Origin of the sequence: Okeania sp. SIO1H4 (assembly GCF_010672695.1) — a bacterium.
Taxonomy (GTDB): Bacteria; Cyanobacteriota; Cyanobacteriia; order Cyanobacteriales; family Microcoleaceae; genus Okeania; species Okeania hirsuta.
Genome location: NZ_JAAHGB010000003.1, coordinates 112789 through 131682, shown reverse-complemented (window position 1 = coordinate 131682; position 18894 = coordinate 112789). Strand labels below are relative to the sequence as shown.

Below are 18894 nucleotides of genomic sequence, written 5' to 3'. Positions count from 1 at the left end.
TACACTACCGATAAAGTATGGTAAGTCTCTCATACTAACTTAATATATCTATACTTTATAAGTCCACAATTTTAGCTTTTGCTTGAGGGAGTTATATTATTTATAGGGTAGTGATAAATATGTAAGGATATTTATTAGTAGATCCTTGTCATAGTCAGGAGGTAAGCTGTAAAAATTATTACTTATTTACCACTACCATTTATAGATTGAAAAATCACAAGTTGTATCCGTGCCAAGTATAGCTTAAAGTTGTGCTTACTAAAATACCTGTAGTATTTTTATAGAAAATCATAGTTATTATATATATAAAATTAAATCTATGTCAGAGGATTGATTAATTAAATTATTGGTAAGAATCTACTAAATGCTTTGAAAGCTGATAAAACCTATTCTAACTAGGGAAAAAAATTTCTATCTTTGTCAGATCGTGTTTTTGATTGGTGGTCAGGTGTGACAGTTAAACCCTGTGGACTAGGTGGTGCCGATACTTCTAGCTAGAAACAGGAAGTATTTGTAAACAAATGTTAGCAAATATAAAACAGATTACAATTACACCAATAGTACCCCAGGTGATTATGGGAGTCGAATGTAAAGTGTCATGTTTATTCTGAAAAGGCAAGATGTTGAAATTACAAGTATTCAACACCCAAAAAAGGATCAACAGATCCCTATTCTTAGTTATCAAGGGCAAAGTTTTCGCTTAATCAGTCTTTTTAAGGCCGAGCAAGCTGAAGAAGCTAGATCCTTCTGGCGGGATTTAACAGATAATCGTGGTAAAGCTTGTGTTTTACTAGAGGAACCCGATCGATATAGTGTTTGGGGAAAAATCCGCTTAGAGCAACTTAGTAATGAAGACTCAAAAGATGAGGACACCATTACTCCTTCCTTTATTCAGGGTTGTTTACTGCTAGTGCAAGCTCTTTACTTTGATATAGAAGATTTATTAGGTAATCGACAGGCAAAGTCTTTTCACAAGGATTTTACCAAACTTCTTCAGAAAAGAAACTTTCCTAACACTGATTCTCCTGATGCAACTAAAGCTTTGTTAACTGTCGATCCTGTGAAAAAATTACCACTACCTTCCTGGCGGGAAGTTCATCTATATACTTTACTGCAAGAAGTCCATCATTTAGGTGAAGAATATTTTGGTAATTCCAATTTTGCTGAAGGTATTGATGAAATCTTAGAATCTATGTCTAGTGCTGATAAAACTCAGTTTATGGCTTGGCTGAATCAATTTCCTGAAGGTAAACAATGGGCAATAAAGTAATTTAAAAAGTTTGCCAGTATCACTTCTGGAGTTAGGTTAAAAATTGATATTGGTCGCTCTAAATTAAATAAAATGTTGCTACATAATAAGTTTGGCATCAGATTGTATTTATATGTTTAAACAGCATTTAAAATCAAATAGTCTATCAATATTTTTTTTGTCCAATCTTGATTAAGACTAGGTTAAATTCATTAATTTAAATTTGATTGATGAAAAAAGTCTATTTCTTTAATATCGATCGGTCAAAAAAATAAAGTAAGTCTATTTTTATCTCCTTAATACCTTTGATAAATCTCAAAAAAAGACTAAAAATGGTGAAAAATGGAGAGAAAATATGTGTTCAAAGTTAAGCTTGATGAGAATATTCCTATGAGCAGCACTTCAGAAAAATCATCTACCCTTACTAAGTCTTTATTCTCAGCCCAGAGTATTGTAATTACTGGTCTTATTTGGGGTGTACTTGCCCTATTATTTTTTCTCCTGTTTAGTGTGCCTTTACCAGGTGAAGAATTACCTTTTTGGTACTCTGTTGGTACTTACATATTTGAACTGGGAGCTTACTTATTAGCTTCTATAGTTTGCTTTAGAAATTGGCAAAGTCCTCAAATGGTTAGTGGGCGCAATGTATGGATGGGCATTGGTCTAGGATTATTATTTTACTTTATTGCTGGTGTGGTTTTTGGTTGTTGGGAACTACTTTGGGAACTAGACCCCGATGTTTCACTAGCAGATATTTTCTACATTTTTTCTTACTTGTTCATTGGTTGGGGTATGACTTTGGCTGTCACTTCCAAACGACTAAATCTAGAATTTTGGCAGTGGGGAGTTTTAGCTGGAGTAGCAGTGGCAGGAATTGCTTTAGCTATTTGGGTCGCTGAACCTTCATTTTTTGGTCTATCACCTAGTCCAGATACTTCAGTCTTAGAAGAGTTAGATATAGAAGAAGTATCGGCCAATTTGGCTCCTCCTTGGGTAATAAGTATAGATGATAAGTTAGAACCATTTGCTTATAGCATAAACTTGTTTTATATCATTGCTGATGTATTTTTACTAATTATTGCTACTGCTTTACTTCTAGCTTTTTGGGGTGGACGTTTTTCTCAGTCTTGGCGCATGATTGCTGCTGCTACATTTTCTCTTTATATTGCTGATATGTATTTTAAGTGGTCAGATTCACGCGCTCAAGGAGATTATGAAAGTGGGGGTTTATTAGAGGTATTCTTTGTATTTACTGCAATTTTGTTTGGCATAGGTGCAGTTTTAGAATACGATATTTCAACTCGTTCTCGCCAAAGTAGACGTAGACGCAGTAGTTCTTAGTTTAAAGCAGCTTTTCTAAGCCATAGATTAGTTTGGTTAAAGATTGAATTTTACGAATGGCTAATAAAACTCCAGGCATATAGCAAGACCTATCTGTTGTATCGTGTCGTAAAGTATAAATTTGACCAGGCCCACCGAATATTACCTCTTGATGAGCAATTAAACCAGGTAAGCGTACACTATGAATCCTAATTCCTTCCTCTGCTAAACAACCTCTGGCCCCTTCTATTTTTTCTGTTTCTTGAACATTAGGTACATTGTAAGTTTTTCCTAGCTCCGATAACATTTCTGCAGTTTTAATTGCAGTACCACTAGGAGCATCAGCTTTTTGATTGTGGTGTAACTCAATAATTTCTACATGATCGAAATGCTGGGAAGCGGCGATCGCTGCTTGTTGGAGCAAAACCATACCAATAGAGAAATTAGGAATTATCAGTGTACCAATACTGGCTTTTTCTGCAAATTCTGCTAAGTCCTGAATTTGTTCTGGACTAAGACCTGTAGTTCCTACCACTGGTCTAACACCATAAGCAATAGCAGAACGAACATTTTCATAAACACTATCTGGGTGAGTAAAATCAACCATCACTGCTGGTTGTTTTTCCTGGGCGGCCATGACTAACATCCCCTGTAAATCATCAATCACTGGCACTTCTAGTTCTCCACAACCACACAATTCGCCAGCATCTTGACCAAGATACTCAGGTTGGCGGTCTATGGCACCAAAAAGAGTCATGTCACTAGCATTTGCTACAGCTTTTATTACTTCACGGCCCATCTTGCCCGCAGCACCATTAACAATTACAGGAGTCGAACTTTGGCTTGTCATAATTTATATCAATACCTAGATAGTAGGAGTAAACATAGGTATTTTAGAGCATTTTATTTACCTAAACAGTTCGATACCTTCCAGTAAATTAATTATTTCTCCTAGCACCTAATACCTGATACTTTCTTCAAAGGTTTCCTCTAAATTGAGATACTACTATTTTATTTATAGAACCCATTTGAAATCTATATAATTATGGTAATCAAGTCTTTTCGCACATCAATTTTGACCGAAAACCTGAAGAAGGAGTGTTGAATTTTTTGTATTATCTCTCCCCACATCTTCCCTCCTGTCTCCTGTCTCCTGTCTCCTGTCTCCTGTCTCCTGTCTCCTGACTGAAGACTAAAAAAACTTGATATTTATGAAGATACCAAACGGGTTCTATAGTGCTACGCAAACACGGCACAGACATTTGTCTTCTCTATGTTCCCTGTTCCCTATTCCCTATTCCCTATTCCCTTACATAAAGAAATTCTAATTGTCCGCCGATGTGCCAAAATAAAAATTAGTAATCAGAATTTAGAGTCTACTGTGAGTCCAACCGCTCAAGCCAATAATACGGCAAATACATCTGTTAAACCAGCCGTTCCAAAAATTCGGGCTGTTTTTCCCTTCACTGCAATTGTCGGCCAGGAAGAAATGAAACTGGCCTTGCTATTAAACGTAATTGACCCCAAAATTGGGGGTGTAATGATTATGGGCGATCGTGGCACAGGTAAATCTACTACTATCCGTGCTTTAGCCGATCTGCTCCCAGAAATTGACATTGTTCTAGACGATCCTTTCAACAGCGATCCTCAAGACCCCGATCTAATGAGCGATTCTGTGCAAGATAGATTGGCACAACAGCAAGAAATTGCCACAGTGAAAAGAAAAGTCCAAATGGTGGACTTACCATTAGGGGCTACTGAGGACCGGGTCTGTGGTACTATTGATATTGAAAAGGCTTTATCAGAAGGGGTAAAAGCTTTTGAACCTGGATTATTAGCTAAGGCAAATCGTGGCATTTTATATGTTGATGAGGTTAATCTTTTAGATGACCACTTAGTTGATGTCTTGCTTGACTCAGCAGCAAGCGGGTGGAATACTGTAGAAAGGGAGGGTATTTCTATTCGTCATCCGGCTCGTTTTGTGCTTGTGGGTTCGGGAAATCCAGAAGAAGGGGAATTACGGCCTCAATTACTGGACAGATTTGGAATGCACGCCGAAATTAGGACTGTTAAAGACCCTTCATTACGAGTTCAAATTGTTGAGCAACGTTCAGCTTTTGACCAAAATTCTCAAGAATTTTTATTAAATTACCAAACACAACAGGAAGAATTACAGGATAAGCTTGTAGAAGCTCAACAAAAGCTGAAATCAGTGGAAGTTGATTATGATTTACGAGTGAAAATTTCTCAAGTTTGCTCTGAGTTAGATGTGGATGGTTTACGGGGAGATATTGTAACTAACCGTGCAGCAAAAGCTTTAGCTGCTTTTGAGGGTAAGACAGAAGTGACGGTGGAAGATATTGGTCGTGTGATTACAATGTGTTTACGACATCGACTACGAAAAGATCCATTGGAAAGTATTGATTCGGGTGATAAGGTAAAGAAGGTTTTTAATCGAGTCTTTGGATTAGCAGAGGTAGAAGGATAATTTAAGAATTAATCTTCGTTAATTGTAGTTGAATTTTTGAGGGAGAAGCAGATTGATAAAAGCGATTTTTTTGAGGTGAAAAATTAGCTATTTAACAATTATGAAAAACTTGTATCAGTGCTTCTCCTATCTTGATTAAATTATGGGTAATTTTTCAGAAAATTAAAAATATTAAATCTTTTGATAGAGCGATTAGCAGTTATATAGAATCCTGGTAATTAGTCACTGTATTCGTCATTACGACTGGAACGGAGTGGAAGGAAGCAATCTCATGTGGGGCAAGATTGCTTCTCTTCGGTTGTAATGAGAACTGTTTAACCGGATTTCATATTAGCCTTCAGCATAGTCCTGCTGACAAAACGAAAATTTAGTTGTTAAAATATGGCTATGGCTATTAATGCTTTTTATAGCCATTTACTGACAGCAACTTCGCAGTAAATGGCTATAAAAATTGGTTTTTAAACTGACGGGAAAACAAGCTAAATATGAGCTATTACCTATTAGTAGAACCAAAACAAATTAATAAAAAAATCAGCGATCGCGTCAATTATGCCATTATAAAAGGAATAGAAATTTGACATGAAGACCGCCTGCAAACCGTGAAAGAATGGTTGAGATTACTTCAGCTTTGACCTCAGAGTATTATTTCTCAAATGTCTCAGGTTTTTCAAGCAATTATATCTCAAATTTCTACCTTACATATTCCAGGTGCAAAACCTATTTCTCAAAATTATGTTAAAAATTTTTATACAGGAGAAGCTAATGGATTATTGATAGGAACTGGTATATTCATATTTGTTGTTGTAATTTGTATCTTTATCCCCCAATATAAATTTTTGGATAACTTCTCGTCCTCCAATAGATAAACAAATAGATTACACAGCTTTGGAAAACTTCTTGTCATCTGATAAATTTAAAGAAGCAGACGAAGAAACACTAAGAATATTACTTTCATTAGTAGGGCGAGAAAAACAGTATCGATTTGATTGAGAAGATATCAAAAATATCCCCTGTAAAGACTTAAATAAAATTAATCAATTGTGGATTAACTATAGTAACGGCAAATTTGGATTTAGCATTCAAAAACAGATTTGGATAAAATTAGGAGGTAAACCAGGGATTTTTGATGTCGCGTTGGCGGAGCCTAGCGGCAGCTACATCGCTGACATTTTTATCAAGCAAGTAGGGTGGGGTGATAAGGATAATAGATATAAAAATATTGGATATAAAATTTCAGCCCCTTACGGACATCTTCCTTTTAAAACTACTACTCATGTTCGGAATTTTGGTGTTCCTTATACAGCGGAAAAACTGACAAAAAGTAATATTTGATAAGAGCTTATAATTTTATCAGATTCCCTACAACCAGCAAATTTACTATAAGAATCAAAAGTCTAAAATTGGAAAAATTAATTCTTGGATTAGACCCGGGTTTGGCAGTATTAGGATTTGGGTTAATTAAGTGTATTTATAATTCAAAAACAGACAAGATAGACTCTACTTCTCTGGTTGATTTTGGGGTGATTAAAACTACAAAAAAACAAGAAATGGGCGAGCGTTTAATCACAATTTATGAAGATTTACATACGATATTTAATACCTTTAAACCAGACTTAGCAGCTACAGAGAAACTATTTTTTTATCGCATGAGCAGTACAATTTTAGTTGCTCAAGCTAGAGGAATTTTAATGTTAGTATTAGCCCAACATGGAATTCCATTAATAGAGTTTACGCCTGCACAAATTAAAAAAGCACTAACAAGTTATGGCAATGCAGATAAGTCTGATGTGCAACAAGCAGTAGCAAGAGAATTAGATTTAGATGAGATTCCTAAACCAGATGATGCTGCTGATGCTTTAGCAATTGCTTTGGCCGCAAGTTGGTTGAGTTAAATTTAGACTTCTGCTACTTAGGGTTTGCTGAATAAATCTTTTAGTAGGGCTAGGAGACAGGAGACAGGAGACAGGAGACAGGAGACAGGAGAAATGGGAATTATAGAGGAGGTAGTCGGAAAAATTGTCCCCAGATTGTTCTGCCATAATCGTCCCAAAATACTAGCTTTATGCAGCTCTTTAGGCTGAAAAGCTGGCATTTTTTTAGACAAAAAAATGCTAAAACCAATATCAGTCAATGCTTTGATATTTAATCAGCAAGCCCTACTTAACTCTAATGTTAAGTAGGTGAGCTTAACGAAGTCAGAAGTCAGAAGTCAGAAGTCAGAAATCAGAAGTTATTTTTATAACGGGGATTTGAGCAACTCTACAAAAATATTTCCCCTTAAAAGGCTGGGTTTTAGACCCATATTATTTTAATAAAAAATAGAAATAGTGATCTTTAATACATAATTATATTCTTATTTGTATTACCAATAGTCAGTATTATTCAGTCAAAAGTTTCAACAATATTAACATTGGCTGCGCATTTTATATAAATGTGAGTTAAAGTAAATAAATGTAAAGAAATATGAGATTTTTCTGAACCCTTTTTTAATACAAGCATTTACTGTCCACTTTTGAGTTTAAAACTAAAGATAAGATGAAAAAAAACTTTTTAAAAAAAATTTCTGTATTAATTGTAGGAGTTTTCGCGACATTATCAATTTTTGCTCTAACTCCTCGAGTTGCCAATGCTTATGATAATCCTCAGTTACTCCCGGAAGAGCAAACACCAATTATTGACTTAGCAAGAACTTTAACGGACATTCAAGAAGATATATTAGCTAAAGATTTAGAGCAATTTGAAACTGAAACTGGCTGGAAATTGAGGGTTTTGACTCAATTTGACCGTACTCCTGGTAGAGCAGTTAAAGATTTTTGGGAACTTGATAATAAGAGTGTTTTGTTAGTAGCGGACTCCCGTGGTGGTAATATCTTGAACTTTAATGTGGGTCGCGCTCTCTATGAATTTCTACCTCGGACATTTTGGGTAGAGTTACAAACTCGCTACGGTAATCAATTTTTTGTGCGAGACCAAGGTGAAGACCAATCTATTATCCAATCATTAGAATCTATCAAAACTTGTTTACGTCAAGGTGGTTGTAACGTTGTCCCTGGTTTACCAAGAGAGCAATGGATTTTAACTTTAATTACATCAGCTCTTGGTGGAGTAATTTGTGGTTTTGCAGCTCAACCCCGGAAACCGGATCAAGCTTTTTCTTGGCAGTGGGCGTTAATATTTTCTCCATTGTGGGGAATTTTGTTTATTGCTTTTGGGATTGGTCCAGTAGTGACGAGAACTTCAGATTGGTTGCCATTGACTCGTAATGTTGCAGCTTTTCTGATTGGTGCTTTGGTTGCTTATTTGACTCCTTTTCTCAGTCAATCTTCTGCTTCTGAAACGTGAGAAGAAGGAAGAAAGAAGAAGGAAGAAGGAAGAATAAAGAAAGACTGAAATTGGAAAAAGTGGAAGGGATTTAAACCTCAACCAATTGTAAAAACCGCGAGTTATTATGGGTTATTAAACCCAAAAGAAAAGGATAAATTTATAAAATATAAGTGGAAAAAACTAAGAGTTAGGGATGTTTTATTTGTGTAAGTATCTCTAGCTCTTTTTTATTGTCTGAAGTTAGTAGAAAGACGAGGGAAGAAGGCTTTAGTTATCTAGGACAGAAGAAAAAATTTTGTGTTGTCTGAGTTTTAAGCTTTTGATATTTCCACGCCTTTTCCTTCGACTGCTATAGTTTTCAGCTACATTTATAGGGGCAAACTTTTACAAAATATTCTGGATAGTTAGTTATCGTATTATTCAGGAGAAAAGAGAAATAAGAAAGGAAGAATAAGAGTGGGAATTATCTGGGGATATACCGACATTTTTTGTCTGGGTTGAATGGAAGTAGAGAGTGGGATAATGGTATAACTAGATTTCAGATAAAATAGAGATAGGAGAGAAGGGCGATCGCTATTTTTAAGTTGAAAAAGAATAATTATTTTTATCTGTATTGCTAAAATAGAGAGAAGCGATCGCTAGTTTGAAGTTGAGTAAGAAGATATTATTTTTATCTCTACAAAATTACTATGGAAAAAATTAATCACACTTCAAAATAAACTCAAAGAATTAAGTAGTGATGAGTTCCAAAAATTGGCTGATGTTTACCTTTATAAAAAAATTGAACAGGTTAAGTTGCTTAAATCATTAGGGTCTGTATCGGGAACTAAAAAAAATCAGAAAATGAACTCCAGTTGGCACTTGAGAGTAAAAATTTAATTGCTAAAATAGACAGAATAGAGAGAAGCGATCGCTACTTTCAAGTTGAGGAAGAAGATATTATTTTCATCTCTATAGAATTACTATGTCAAAAATTAATGAAATTCAAAATAAACTCAAAGAATTAAGTGGTGGTGAGTTTCAAAAATTTGCTGATGTTTACCTTCAAAAAAAATTGTACAGGTTAAGTTGCTTAAATCATTAAGGTCTGTATCGGGAACTAAAAAAAATCAGAAAATGAACTCCAGTTGGCACTTGAGAGTAAAAATTTAATTGCTAAAATAGACAGAATAGAGAGAAGCGATCGCTACTTTCAAGTTGAGAAAGAATAATTATTTTTATCTGTATTGCTAAAATAGAGAGAATAGAGAGAAGCGATCGCTACTTTCAAGTGTGTGAATAAGATATTATTTTTATCTCTATAAAATTACTATTGAAAAAATTAATCACACTTCAAAATAAACTCAAATAATTAAGTAGTGGTGAGTTTCAAAAAATTGCTGATGTTTACCTTCAAAAAAGATTGAACAAGTTAAGTAAATTAAATCATTAGGGTCTGTATCGGGAAGTAAAAAAATAAGAAAAGGAAGTCCATATATTACTTTTTGACACTTGAGAGTAAAAATTTAATTGCTAAAATAGAGAGAATAGAGAGAGGCGATCGCTACTTTTAGGTTGACAAATAATATATTATTTTTATCTGTATAGAATTACTATGTCAAAAATTAATGAGATTCAAAATAAACTTAAAGAATTAGACGGTGCTACATTCCAAAAACTTGCTGATGCTTACCTTAATAAAAAAATTAAACAGCTTCACCAAATTAAATCATTAGGGTCTGTAATTGGAGCTGATAAATCAATAAAAGGAACTCCAGATACTTTAATTATTCTGGAAAATGGAAAGTATATTTTGGGAGAGCATACAACAACAAACCCTAAAAGGGATAAGAAGCAAAAACTTTACAAAAAATTAGAGACAGACCTCCACAACTGTTTTAATGAGGAAAAAACTGGAATATCAATAACAAAAATAGAAAAGATTGTTTTATGCCATAATTCTACTCTGGATACAAAAGAAGAAAATTCTCTAAAAAAGGAATGTCAGAAGTATGGAGTTGAGCTTGATATATATGGTATTGACTCTATTTCTTTAGACCTCGAAAATTATTCTGGTATTGCTAAAAGATATCTTGAAGTTAAGGTAGATACTCTTCAAATAGTTGATATTGATGAGTTTATTACTACTTATAATGAAAGAACAAATGTTGCTCCTCTAGATACAAAGTTTTACTTTCGAGAAGACGAAATAAATGAAATATTACAACTACTTGAGGAAAATAATCTAATTATAGTTTCTGGTAAAGCGGGAGTAGGTAAATCTCGACTTGTTTTAGAGTGTTGTAGAAAATTTGAAGAGAAATATTCTGAGTACAAAGTTCAATGTGTTTTTAATAAAGGAAGAGATATTTTTGAGGATATCCATGTTTATTTTTCAGATGAGGGAAGTTATCTAATTTTTGTAGATGATGCTAATCGGGTCAAAGAATTTAAGCATTTTATTAATCTTCTTCTGGATAAACGTGAAAATCAGCAAATTAAAATAATAGCTACAGTTCGTGACTATGCAGTTGAGCAAATTAAAGAAGTAGCGCGTTCTTATAATAATTTAGAGCTAGTAAAAATTGACTCATTAACAGATAAGCAAATTGAGCAACTCGTTAAAAAAGAATACAAAATTCAGAATCAATTATACATAGAAAGAATTGTTGATATAGTTCAAGGTAATCCTCGTCTGGCAATAATGGCTGCTTTAGTAGTACAAGGATAAGAAACTGTCAAAGATATTAAAAACATATCTGATATTTACGATATATATTATTCTTCAATTAGACAAGATATTACAGATTTTAGGGATAAAAGTTTATTGAAAGTTGCTGGTATAGTCGCTTTTTTCCAAGTAGTAGATAAGTCTAAGGATGAAATGATGGAAAAGATTCAAACAGCATTCAAAATTGACAGGGAAATTTTCTGGGAAGCAGTTCGTAAATTATATGAATTTGAGTTAGTAGATATGTATGAAGATGAGATTGCCAGAATATCTGACCAGGTTCTAGCTACATATCTGTTTTATCTTACTTTTTTAAAGGAGAAATTGTTGAATTTTTCCTTTCTATTAGATAATTTCTTTCCTCAGTTTCAATATAATTTTGTTGATGCTCTTAATCCTGTTTTAAGTGCTTTTGATAGTGAGGAGATTATCAACATACTTAGTCCAGAGGTAGACCGAGTTTGGAAAATTTATGAGGAAGGAGGAGATAAGAAAAGTTTTATCCAACTGATGAAACTTTTTTGGTTTGTTAAACATAAACAGACAAATATTCTTTCATATACTAGAAACTTAATTAATAAGATGGAAGAGGAGTCAGTAGATATTTCAAGTTTAGATATTCCGTCTAATTCTAATATTGACATTCCACCATATTCTATTCTTGACTTACTTAGTTTATTTGGTAATTCTGATGAACAAAATTCCCAAAAAATTGCAATAGATTTGCTGTTTAGATATCTGACAAAAAAACCACAGGAACTACCACAGGTCTTTTGCCTTCTTATTGAGGTGTTTGGATTTGAACGTGATTCCTACATAACACAATTTATTACTCAGTCGATAGTTATTGATAAGCTACTGGAAAAAGTAAATGGAGGAAAAAACGAATTATTCGCAAAACTATTTTTTGGTGTTGCTGAAAAATACCTCTATCTTCAATTTAATACTCCTAAGCTGAAAAATAACAGGGAATTTTTATGTTTATGGCATCAATTTTCCCCACAACCTACACCGGAGTTATTTGATTTAAGAAATAAAATTTGGCAGGGAATATTTCAGCTCTATCAGATTGATATTTTTGAGAAAGAAGTAATCAATATAATTCATCAATATAGTAAATCATATTCTAAGTTTTCTGTCGGTGAAATTATTAAGCAAGATGCTGTAGAAGTGCTTAAATTTCTTACAGATAACTTAAATCCTCAAGATTATTATCATTGTCTTATTGTTCAGAAATATTTGGATTTTCTAGAGTCTCGTAAAATTGAATTTAATAATGAAATAAGAGAACGATTTCTCAATGGAACTTATGAGGTGTATAGGATACTTTCAGATAATTGGAATGAGAGAAACAACTGCTATTTAGACGGGAAAGAATACAAGGAATTTAAGCAAAATCAAATCAAAAAATATTTTGCCAATTACGATTTTAAGGATTATCAGGATTTCTTTGCTAAATGCCATGAGATAAAAGCTGTAACAAAAGAGAAAAACCATTACTATTCTGAATTTCCCAGTGGTAGAATAGCAGAACTTATTTTTCTCTCCTGCGAAAATTCAGAGCTTTATTTAGATGTACTGAAATATTATCTCAATTTTGGCGACCCATTTCAACTTAATTATTTTCTATTAATTGAGAAATTAATTAAAATTTCTGGAGTTGAAAAAGCTTTTGAATTGCTCAATCAATTTGATTTTGCTTCAAAAAGAAAATGGTTATTTGGATTTTACAACTTACTACCTGAAGATAAAATTACATCCGATTATTTGGAGAAACTCTATAACTTATATAGAGAAAGCAAACTTGATGAAATACCAGAAAGATTTGATTTTCTTCTCAAATATCGTGACTTAGATAAAAATGTTGTTGCTCAGGTAACAGAAATTATTCTGAGTCAAATTAATGAACAGACAAATTTTCCCGATCCTTTCTATTTTTTATTTAATCCTTACACTCAGGTCAATCATATTTTAATTGAGTTATTCAAAGAAAAACTTTATCTGCTAAAACAAGCATATTTATCAAGTCAAAAAATAAAGGGATACTCATCTAACTCTGAAGATATATTTATTCGCATTCTTGATGCTGACCAATATTTCATAATTGAATATATTGACTGGGTATACGATGAGGAAAGAAAGTTCTCAAACTTCCGAGATGATTTAAACTATACATTTCTTTGGAAACATGAAAATTACCAGGAATTAATCACTCAAGTAGTTGAGCATATTTATCAGAGAGAAAAGGAATTATCTAACTCTGGATTTAGAAATACTATTCTGGAAAGAATATTTGTTTTGGAAGTAACAGAAGAAGAGAAAGTTGTTTTTGAGGATAGACAAAATCAACTGCTAAAAAGTGTGATTGAAAATAGATATACAGATATTGATTTGCTGCAATTATTGTTTAGCGTAACTACAACATTTCCATACGAAAGACGTTATCAATTTATCGATCTATTTTGTCAGTACAATCAAAATTTTGAATATTTTAAGAAACTTCCCATAGAACCTTATGTTAAGAATCATAAGGAACTTTCCTCAGAAGATTATATTTTGAGTAGCTCTAAGAATATTGAAGCAACACATAAAATCGTAGAGTATCTTGAATCACTACTGCCAATTTTTAATACAATAGACCTTCTGGAACACAAGCAATATCTAGAAAAAGAAATTAAGTATTTTGAGAAGTGGATTGAAGATGAAAAAAAGCGTAATTTTATAGAAGACTAATATCATATTCCCCCGGAGGGGGAGCTACACTAACGGACGAGTCAATTATAAATAAAATTTAAGAACTGACAGTACCAAATAAATACTGAAATTATCTTTACTTTTGTTCTTTTCGCTCAATCAAGAATTATTTTTTAAATGAAAATCTCCACAACTTCACCCCAGAGAATATATCAATCTTCTTCTTTAGTAATTTTAATAACATAAGGATAATATTTATTTCTTTGGTAAGAACCTACCCATATTTCATAAGTACCTGAAAACCATTGACCCATAATTCCAGGATTTTTTCCTTCAAAGTCATCATTACACCAACTACCCCCAGGACCTCTAATTACTAAAGTTGTATCTTCACTACTTTTAACTTCAAGTTTCAGGGATTGAAAAAAACCATTTAAAATTAATCTATGATCTGGTTTTCGATCAATAAAACCTACGCAAGGTCCAGTTACCGTGTCATTTCTGCCTGTTGTTTCTTTTGCAGATACAGGACCTCCACTTAATCCTCTAATAATCATTCGGTTTTGAGGAGATTTTGGATACAGATTTACATCTTCAAATATAGGTGTCAATTGTAAATCTTGGGATAAAACAGGACTGATTTTCTGTATCCCAGCTAATGAAAATAATACTACTAAAAATAATATTGTTTTTCTTCGTTTATTTTTATTCATTTAGAGTGCTGTTTTCGGATAAAGAAATTCAAAATAATGTAAGCATTCAGCAGTCAGCTATCAGCTATCAGCTTTATTAATTTTAGTGGAGAATTTAAGCTTGCTGTTCTTGTGCTTCAATTCTTTGTTTAAAAATGTCGCAGAAGTTAAGCAAATGCTTGCTTCATTTATTAAAAAGCTGTTTGCGTAGCATGATCTAGGAAGAGCTGACCGCGAATAGCTGTTTGCGCAGCATTCCACAGGAAATGCTTACAAAATAATTATTGCTCTGCTGATTAAATCTCAAAGCATTGATTGATATTAGCTAAAACTCTTTTTGGGTTGAAAAAAGTGCCAGATTTTCAGCCTAAAACCCTCAAAAATTTAGCATAAAAACCAGAATAATTGTATAAAAATCAAGGAACAAATATATATGAATACCTCCTATTTAAATTCTATTCCCCCTTCCTCCTAACTACTATCTACTCCCCTACTCCCCCACTCCCCTACTTCCCTACTCTTTAAAAAAGACTTTTTCAGCAAACCCTAATTATTGGGGGAATTTGAAACAAACATTTTTCTGGTTTACTTCGATTTTTAATTTCCCCCATGTTGTTTTCAGTATCTGAAACTATTAGAAGTTTAAGACTTTTTGCCCACAATTTCTGCTTTGATACCTTGAATTTTATCTAATAATTCTTGCCGATTAGATTTCCGCAGCAAATAACGGTAAACAAACCATACTGAATATCCCATACCTATCAACTCAAAGCTAATTGATAAAGTAGTAATTCCTTCTAAAACTTCTAGGAAACCAAGAATTAATCTGAAGATTAATATGATTAAGATCAGCGAACCAATTACTTTAAGCTGACGTTGATATGTTTGATAGAATTGACTAATGTAATCAGGAAAGTTAGCAAAAGTATTAATCAATTTTTCTTTAATCTTTTGTAGTCGATCACTCTCAACGGTTTCATTAGTTGTTGTGTCTACAGACTTTTGGTCATCCAAGGTTGAAGTTTCAACTTGAGCAGCAACTTGTTGTTCTACGGTTTCCGGTTTTGTAGTAAGAGTTGTTTCTGTTGATGCTTGCTTTTCTACAGCAGGTTTTACCGTTTTAGTTTCTCCCGCTTGGGTTGTCGGGACTGTAGGAGTTTCTGTTGATGCTTGCTTTTCTACAGCAAGTTTTACCGTTTTAGTTTCTCCCGCTTGGGTTGTCGGGACTGTAGGAGTTTCTGTTGATGTTTGTTTTTCTACAGTCGGTTTTACAGCTTTAGTTTCTCCCGCTTGGGTTGTCGGGACTGTAGGAGTTGCTGTTGGTTGCTTGTCTACAGTCGGTTTTACCGTAGTTGGAGTTGTGGGAACTTTGGGAGTTGCTGTTGCTTGCTTTTCTACAGCAGGTTTTACTGTTTTAGCTTCCCCACTCGGAGTTGCTGCTTGTGCTTTATCTGTAGTTGGTTTAACACTTTGAGACTCACCTTTGGGAGTCGTAGTTTGTTTCTGTTTCTCTACAGTAGGTTCAACAACTTGAGACTTACCCGTTGGAGTTGTTGCTTGTGCTTGATCTATAGTTGGTTTAACACTTTGAGACTCACCATCAAGAGTAACTGATGCTTTTATTTTCTGAGCTTGTTGTTTTGGTGGAACAGAAGTTTTTGAAGTTGCTGTTTTTATTTCAGCAAACCCTTTATTACTATTATCCGGAGCATCTACTTTTTTGCTTTCTTCAACCTGCTGACCTATAGCTTTTTTGAAGCGTAATATATCAAAACCCCTTTGATGCAAGAGTAACCATGACTGAATTAAATCTGGTCCTTGCATGGCACCAGTTAAAGACGCCCTTAGAGAGCGCATGACAATGCCTTTCTTAACTTTAACTGCCTGAGTCACCCGTTTAATAATTTTTTGTGCATCACCCACTCGCAGAGGTGCATCACTATCTATCCCCTCAATAATAGAATTAATAGATTTTACAGCATCTTCTTTCTGCATTTGTTCAGTTGCTTCTGCATCCAGTTCTACAGTGGGGGAGAAGAATAACTTACTCATTTCTACTGCATCTGTGAGGCGAGTCAAGCTAGGTCCAATCAATGCGGCCAATTGTTCTAACCAAGGGCGATCGCTCTGTGGGTCTACTTCATATCCTGCTTTTTGCCATACGGGAATTAATCTATCAGTCAGTTCTGCTACTGGTAAATTATGTAAATATTGACTATTTATCCAATCCAACTTATCCCAGTCAAACTTACCTCCCGCTTTATTCACTCTCTCAAAAGTGAAGTTTTGAGCTGCTTCTGTCAGGGTAAATATTTCTTGGGTTGAGTCTGGAGGCGTCCACCCAAGCAAACACATATAATTTGCTAGTGCTTCCGGGATAAAACCTAATTCTTTAAAATCAGAAATTGAAGTTACGCCATCCCGTTTTGACAGTTTGCGTCCTTCTTGATTAAGAATTAGAGGTGTATGAGCAAATTCTGGTACTTTTCCCTCTAGGGCTTCATAAAGTAATATTTGTTTAGCTGTATTAGCAATATGGTCTTCACCACGAATTACATGGGTAATTTCCATATCCATATCATCTACTACCACTGCCATATTGTAGAGGGGTTGTCCCACTGTCTTTACACTAGCAGCACGGGAGATGACCATATCTCCACCCAAGTCGCTGCCCTTCCAGGTTACTGTCCCTCTAACCAGGTCCTTCCAGTTAATTGTTCGGTCATCGTCAATTTTAAAACGAATTACTGGCTGTCTTCCTTCTGCTTCAAAAGCTGCTTGTTGTTTAGGTGTAAGGTCACGGTGGCGGTTGTCATAGCGGGGTGCTTCTTTTCTCGCTTTCTGAGCTTCCCGCATTTCCTCTAGTTCTGCTTCTGTACAATAGCAGCGATAGGCTAATCCTTTATCTAGTAATTTTTGAGTGGCTGCTTGGTATAATTCTAACCGTTGAGACTGGTAAAATGGCCCTTCATTCCATTCTAATCCTAACCAGGCCAGTCCCTCCATAATATTTTCTGTATATTCTGGACGCGATCGCTCTATATCTGTATCTTCTATTCTGAGGATAAATTTTCCTTTCTGGTTTTGGGCAAATAACCAGTTAAATACAGCTGTTCTGGCTGTACCGATATGTAAATTTCCTGTTGGACTTGGGGCCAGACGAACTCTAACACTCATATCAATTTCTATTTTAGTTTTTTGTTTTTAGATTCTTTTCTACATCCTGGCTCAATCTGAGAAGATATCAATTTTACCAGAGTGATATTAAAATCTATAATTTTGATACTGATTTGATTCCCTACTTTTATCATAAAATATAGAGTTTCACCAAACAGCAGTTACTGTTCGTATGATGTTCAGTATATTCTGAGGTTTAAGTTGTCTCTCTACGGGACTGACGGGATTCGAACCCGCAACTTCCGCCGTGACAGGGCGGTGCTCTAACCAGTTGAACTACAGTCCCTTATTTTCAAGCCATGTACTATTATGGGGTTTTTCTTTTTATTTGTCAAGCATTTCTCTAAATTTTTTTTCTCTGTGTTGTTCTAAGAGCTGAAACCTGAGACTATAGTAAGGTTTTGATACTTAATCTTTTAACGGAATTGCCGAGGTCAGATATTAGGGCTGAAACAGTAAATCTACTGACTACTGAATAGTTAAACAGGTAGTTTACCCTAAATATACTATGGCACTATAGTTTTTATTTTGCTGCTTGATATGGTTGGTCGGCAAGTTCTATAAATTTCCACATCACTAATGACTACTGAATAGTTAAACAGGTAGTCTACCCTAAATATACTATGGCACTATAGTTTTTATTTTGCTGCTTGATATGGTTGGTCGGCAAGTTCTATAAATTTCCACATCACTACTGACTACTGAATAGTTAAACAGGTAGTCTACCCTAAATATACTATGGCACTATAGTTTTTATTTTGCTGCTTGATATGGTTGGTCAGTAAGTTCTATAAATTTCCACATCACTACTGACGATTAACTACCAGGGTCATTTCATTCTAGATTTTGACAATGAATTTATTGATTTTCAGACAGCGAAAGATAAATTTCCTAAAGCTGTAAATAACGTGGTTTCGTCAATACATAAAATGGCAAAGTTTAGAATGAAATAGCCCTGATTAACTACTGAATAGTTAAACAGGTAGTCTACCCTAAATATACTATGGCACTATAGTTTTTATTTTGCTGCTTGATATGGTTGGTCAGTAAGTTTTATAAATTTCCACATCACTACTGACTACTGGTACTTACACAAAATAAAGCCAGAAAATAGGATCAAATATAGATGGGCAGAGGCTTTTACGTCAAAAAGGCATAAATCCTGAATAACCAGGGGTTCTAGCCATTTTTAAGGCATCGACGTAATTTCCTTGTCTAGACTTAATTTGACGCATTTTTC

Annotated in this window: 13 protein-coding genes, 1 tRNA gene and 1 pseudogene; 10 read left to right on the top strand and 5 right to left on the bottom strand. The window is 34.2% G+C overall.

Translation table 11 applies throughout. The features are described 5' to 3' along the window. Window positions 1–598 precede the first annotated feature (598 nt). The gene (locus F6K06_RS01690) at window positions 599–1270 is read left to right on the top strand and encodes an Npun_F0813 family protein (protein ID WP_124145192.1); all 672 of its coding nucleotides are present in this window, start codon (window positions 599–601) and stop codon (window positions 1268–1270) included. A 369-nt stretch (window positions 1271–1639) separates the two neighbouring features. Further along, window positions 1640–2590 (top strand): hypothetical protein, encoded by a 951-nt coding sequence (locus F6K06_RS01685; RefSeq protein ID WP_287239818.1) that lies wholly within the window; start codon window positions 1640–1642, stop codon window positions 2588–2590. Between the two features lies 1 nt (window position 2591). Here the strand turns inward: F6K06_RS01685 and dapB are convergent, their stop codons facing one another. Then, a complete protein-coding gene (gene dapB / locus F6K06_RS01680) occupies window positions 2592–3419 on the bottom strand; it encodes a 4-hydroxy-tetrahydrodipicolinate reductase (RefSeq protein ID WP_287239751.1) in 828 nt (275 codons plus the stop codon). A gap of 265 nt (window positions 3420–3684) precedes the next feature. Next, window positions 3685–3831 carry a hypothetical protein gene (locus F6K06_RS01675; RefSeq protein WP_287239748.1) on the bottom strand — a complete coding sequence of 49 codons (147 nt, stop codon included), beginning with the start codon at window positions 3829–3831 and terminating at the stop codon, window positions 3685–3687. A 119-nt stretch (window positions 3832–3950) separates the two neighbouring features. Between F6K06_RS01675 and bchI the strand changes: the two genes are divergently transcribed. The 8 genes and pseudogenes from bchI (at window position 3951) to F6K06_RS01635 (ending at window position 13824) form a co-directional block, all read left to right on the top strand. Then, a complete protein-coding gene (gene bchI / locus F6K06_RS01670) occupies window positions 3951–5057 on the top strand; it encodes a magnesium chelatase ATPase subunit I (protein ID WP_287239745.1) in 1107 nt (368 codons plus the stop codon). A gap of 828 nt (window positions 5058–5885) precedes the next feature. Next, a pseudogene (locus F6K06_RS01665) lies at window positions 5886–6389 on the top strand (GUN4 domain-containing protein). 68 nt (window positions 6390–6457) lie between these two features. Further along, on the top strand, window positions 6458–6949 hold the full coding sequence (gene ruvC, locus F6K06_RS01660; RefSeq protein ID WP_124145188.1) for a crossover junction endodeoxyribonuclease RuvC: 492 nt from the start codon (window positions 6458–6460) through the stop codon (window positions 6947–6949). A 24-nt stretch (window positions 6950–6973) separates the two neighbouring features. After that, window positions 6974–7138 (top strand): hypothetical protein, encoded by a 165-nt coding sequence (locus F6K06_RS01655; protein WP_161564542.1) that lies wholly within the window; start codon window positions 6974–6976, stop codon window positions 7136–7138. Window positions 7139–7592: 454 nt separating this feature from the next. Further along, window positions 7593–8399, top strand: a complete 807-nt coding sequence (locus tag F6K06_RS01650) for a TPM domain-containing protein (RefSeq protein WP_124145187.1) — start codon at window positions 7593–7595, stop codon at window positions 8397–8399. Window positions 8400–9235: 836 nt separating this feature from the next. Then, window positions 9236–9388 carry a hypothetical protein gene (locus F6K06_RS01645; protein WP_161565025.1) on the top strand — a complete coding sequence of 51 codons (153 nt, stop codon included), beginning with the start codon at window positions 9236–9238 and terminating at the stop codon, window positions 9386–9388. 587 nt (window positions 9389–9975) lie between these two features. Next, window positions 9976–11091, top strand: coding sequence for an AAA family ATPase (locus tag F6K06_RS01640; protein WP_124145186.1), 1116 nt, complete (start codon window positions 9976–9978; stop codon window positions 11089–11091). Window positions 11092–11187: 96 nt separating this feature from the next. Further along, window positions 11188–13824 carry a hypothetical protein gene (locus tag F6K06_RS01635; protein WP_124145185.1) on the top strand — a complete coding sequence of 879 codons (2637 nt, stop codon included), beginning with the start codon at window positions 11188–11190 and terminating at the stop codon, window positions 13822–13824. 173 nt (window positions 13825–13997) lie between these two features. On the opposite strand, the gene F6K06_RS01630 is transcribed toward F6K06_RS01635, so the two are convergent. The 3 genes from F6K06_RS01630 to F6K06_RS01615 form a co-directional block, all read right to left on the bottom strand. Further along, entirely contained in the window at window positions 13998–14498 is a 501-nt protein-coding gene (locus F6K06_RS01630; protein ID WP_124145184.1) for a hypothetical protein, read from the bottom strand. A 621-nt stretch (window positions 14499–15119) separates the two neighbouring features. Then, window positions 15120–17654, bottom strand: a complete 2535-nt coding sequence (gltX, locus tag F6K06_RS34490) for a glutamate--tRNA ligase (RefSeq protein ID WP_375340267.1) — start codon at window positions 17652–17654, stop codon at window positions 15120–15122. A 212-nt stretch (window positions 17655–17866) separates the two neighbouring features. Beyond that, window positions 17867–17940: transfer RNA gene (locus F6K06_RS01615), tRNA-Asp, on the bottom strand. Window positions 17941–18894 lie beyond the last annotated feature (954 nt).

What these genes read in the sequence shown, in the direction of transcription:
- F6K06_RS01690 (WP_124145192.1), top strand. Translation starts at nt 599, where the DNA reads ATGTTTATTCTGAAAAGGCAAGATGTTGAAATTACAAGTATTCAACAC.
- F6K06_RS01685 (WP_287239818.1), top strand. Translation starts at nt 1,640, where the DNA reads ATGAGCAGCACTTCAGAAAAATCATCTACCCTTACTAAGTCTTTATTC.
- dapB (WP_287239751.1), bottom strand. Translation starts at nt 3,419, where the DNA reads ATGACAAGCCAAAGTTCGACTCCTGTAATTGTTAATGGTGCTGCGGGC.
- F6K06_RS01675 (WP_287239748.1), bottom strand. Translation starts at nt 3,831, where the DNA reads ATGTCTGTGCCGTGTTTGCGTAGCACTATAGAACCCGTTTGGTATCTT.
- F6K06_RS01650 (WP_124145187.1), top strand. Translation starts at nt 7,593, where the DNA reads ATGAAAAAAAACTTTTTAAAAAAAATTTCTGTATTAATTGTAGGAGTT.
- F6K06_RS01640 (WP_124145186.1), top strand. Translation starts at nt 9,976, where the DNA reads ATGTCAAAAATTAATGAGATTCAAAATAAACTTAAAGAATTAGACGGT.
- F6K06_RS01630 (WP_124145184.1), bottom strand. Translation starts at nt 14,498, where the DNA reads ATGAATAAAAATAAACGAAGAAAAACAATATTATTTTTAGTAGTATTA.
- gltX (WP_375340267.1), bottom strand. Translation starts at nt 17,654, where the DNA reads ATGAGTGTTAGAGTTCGTCTGGCCCCAAGTCCAACAGGAAATTTACAT.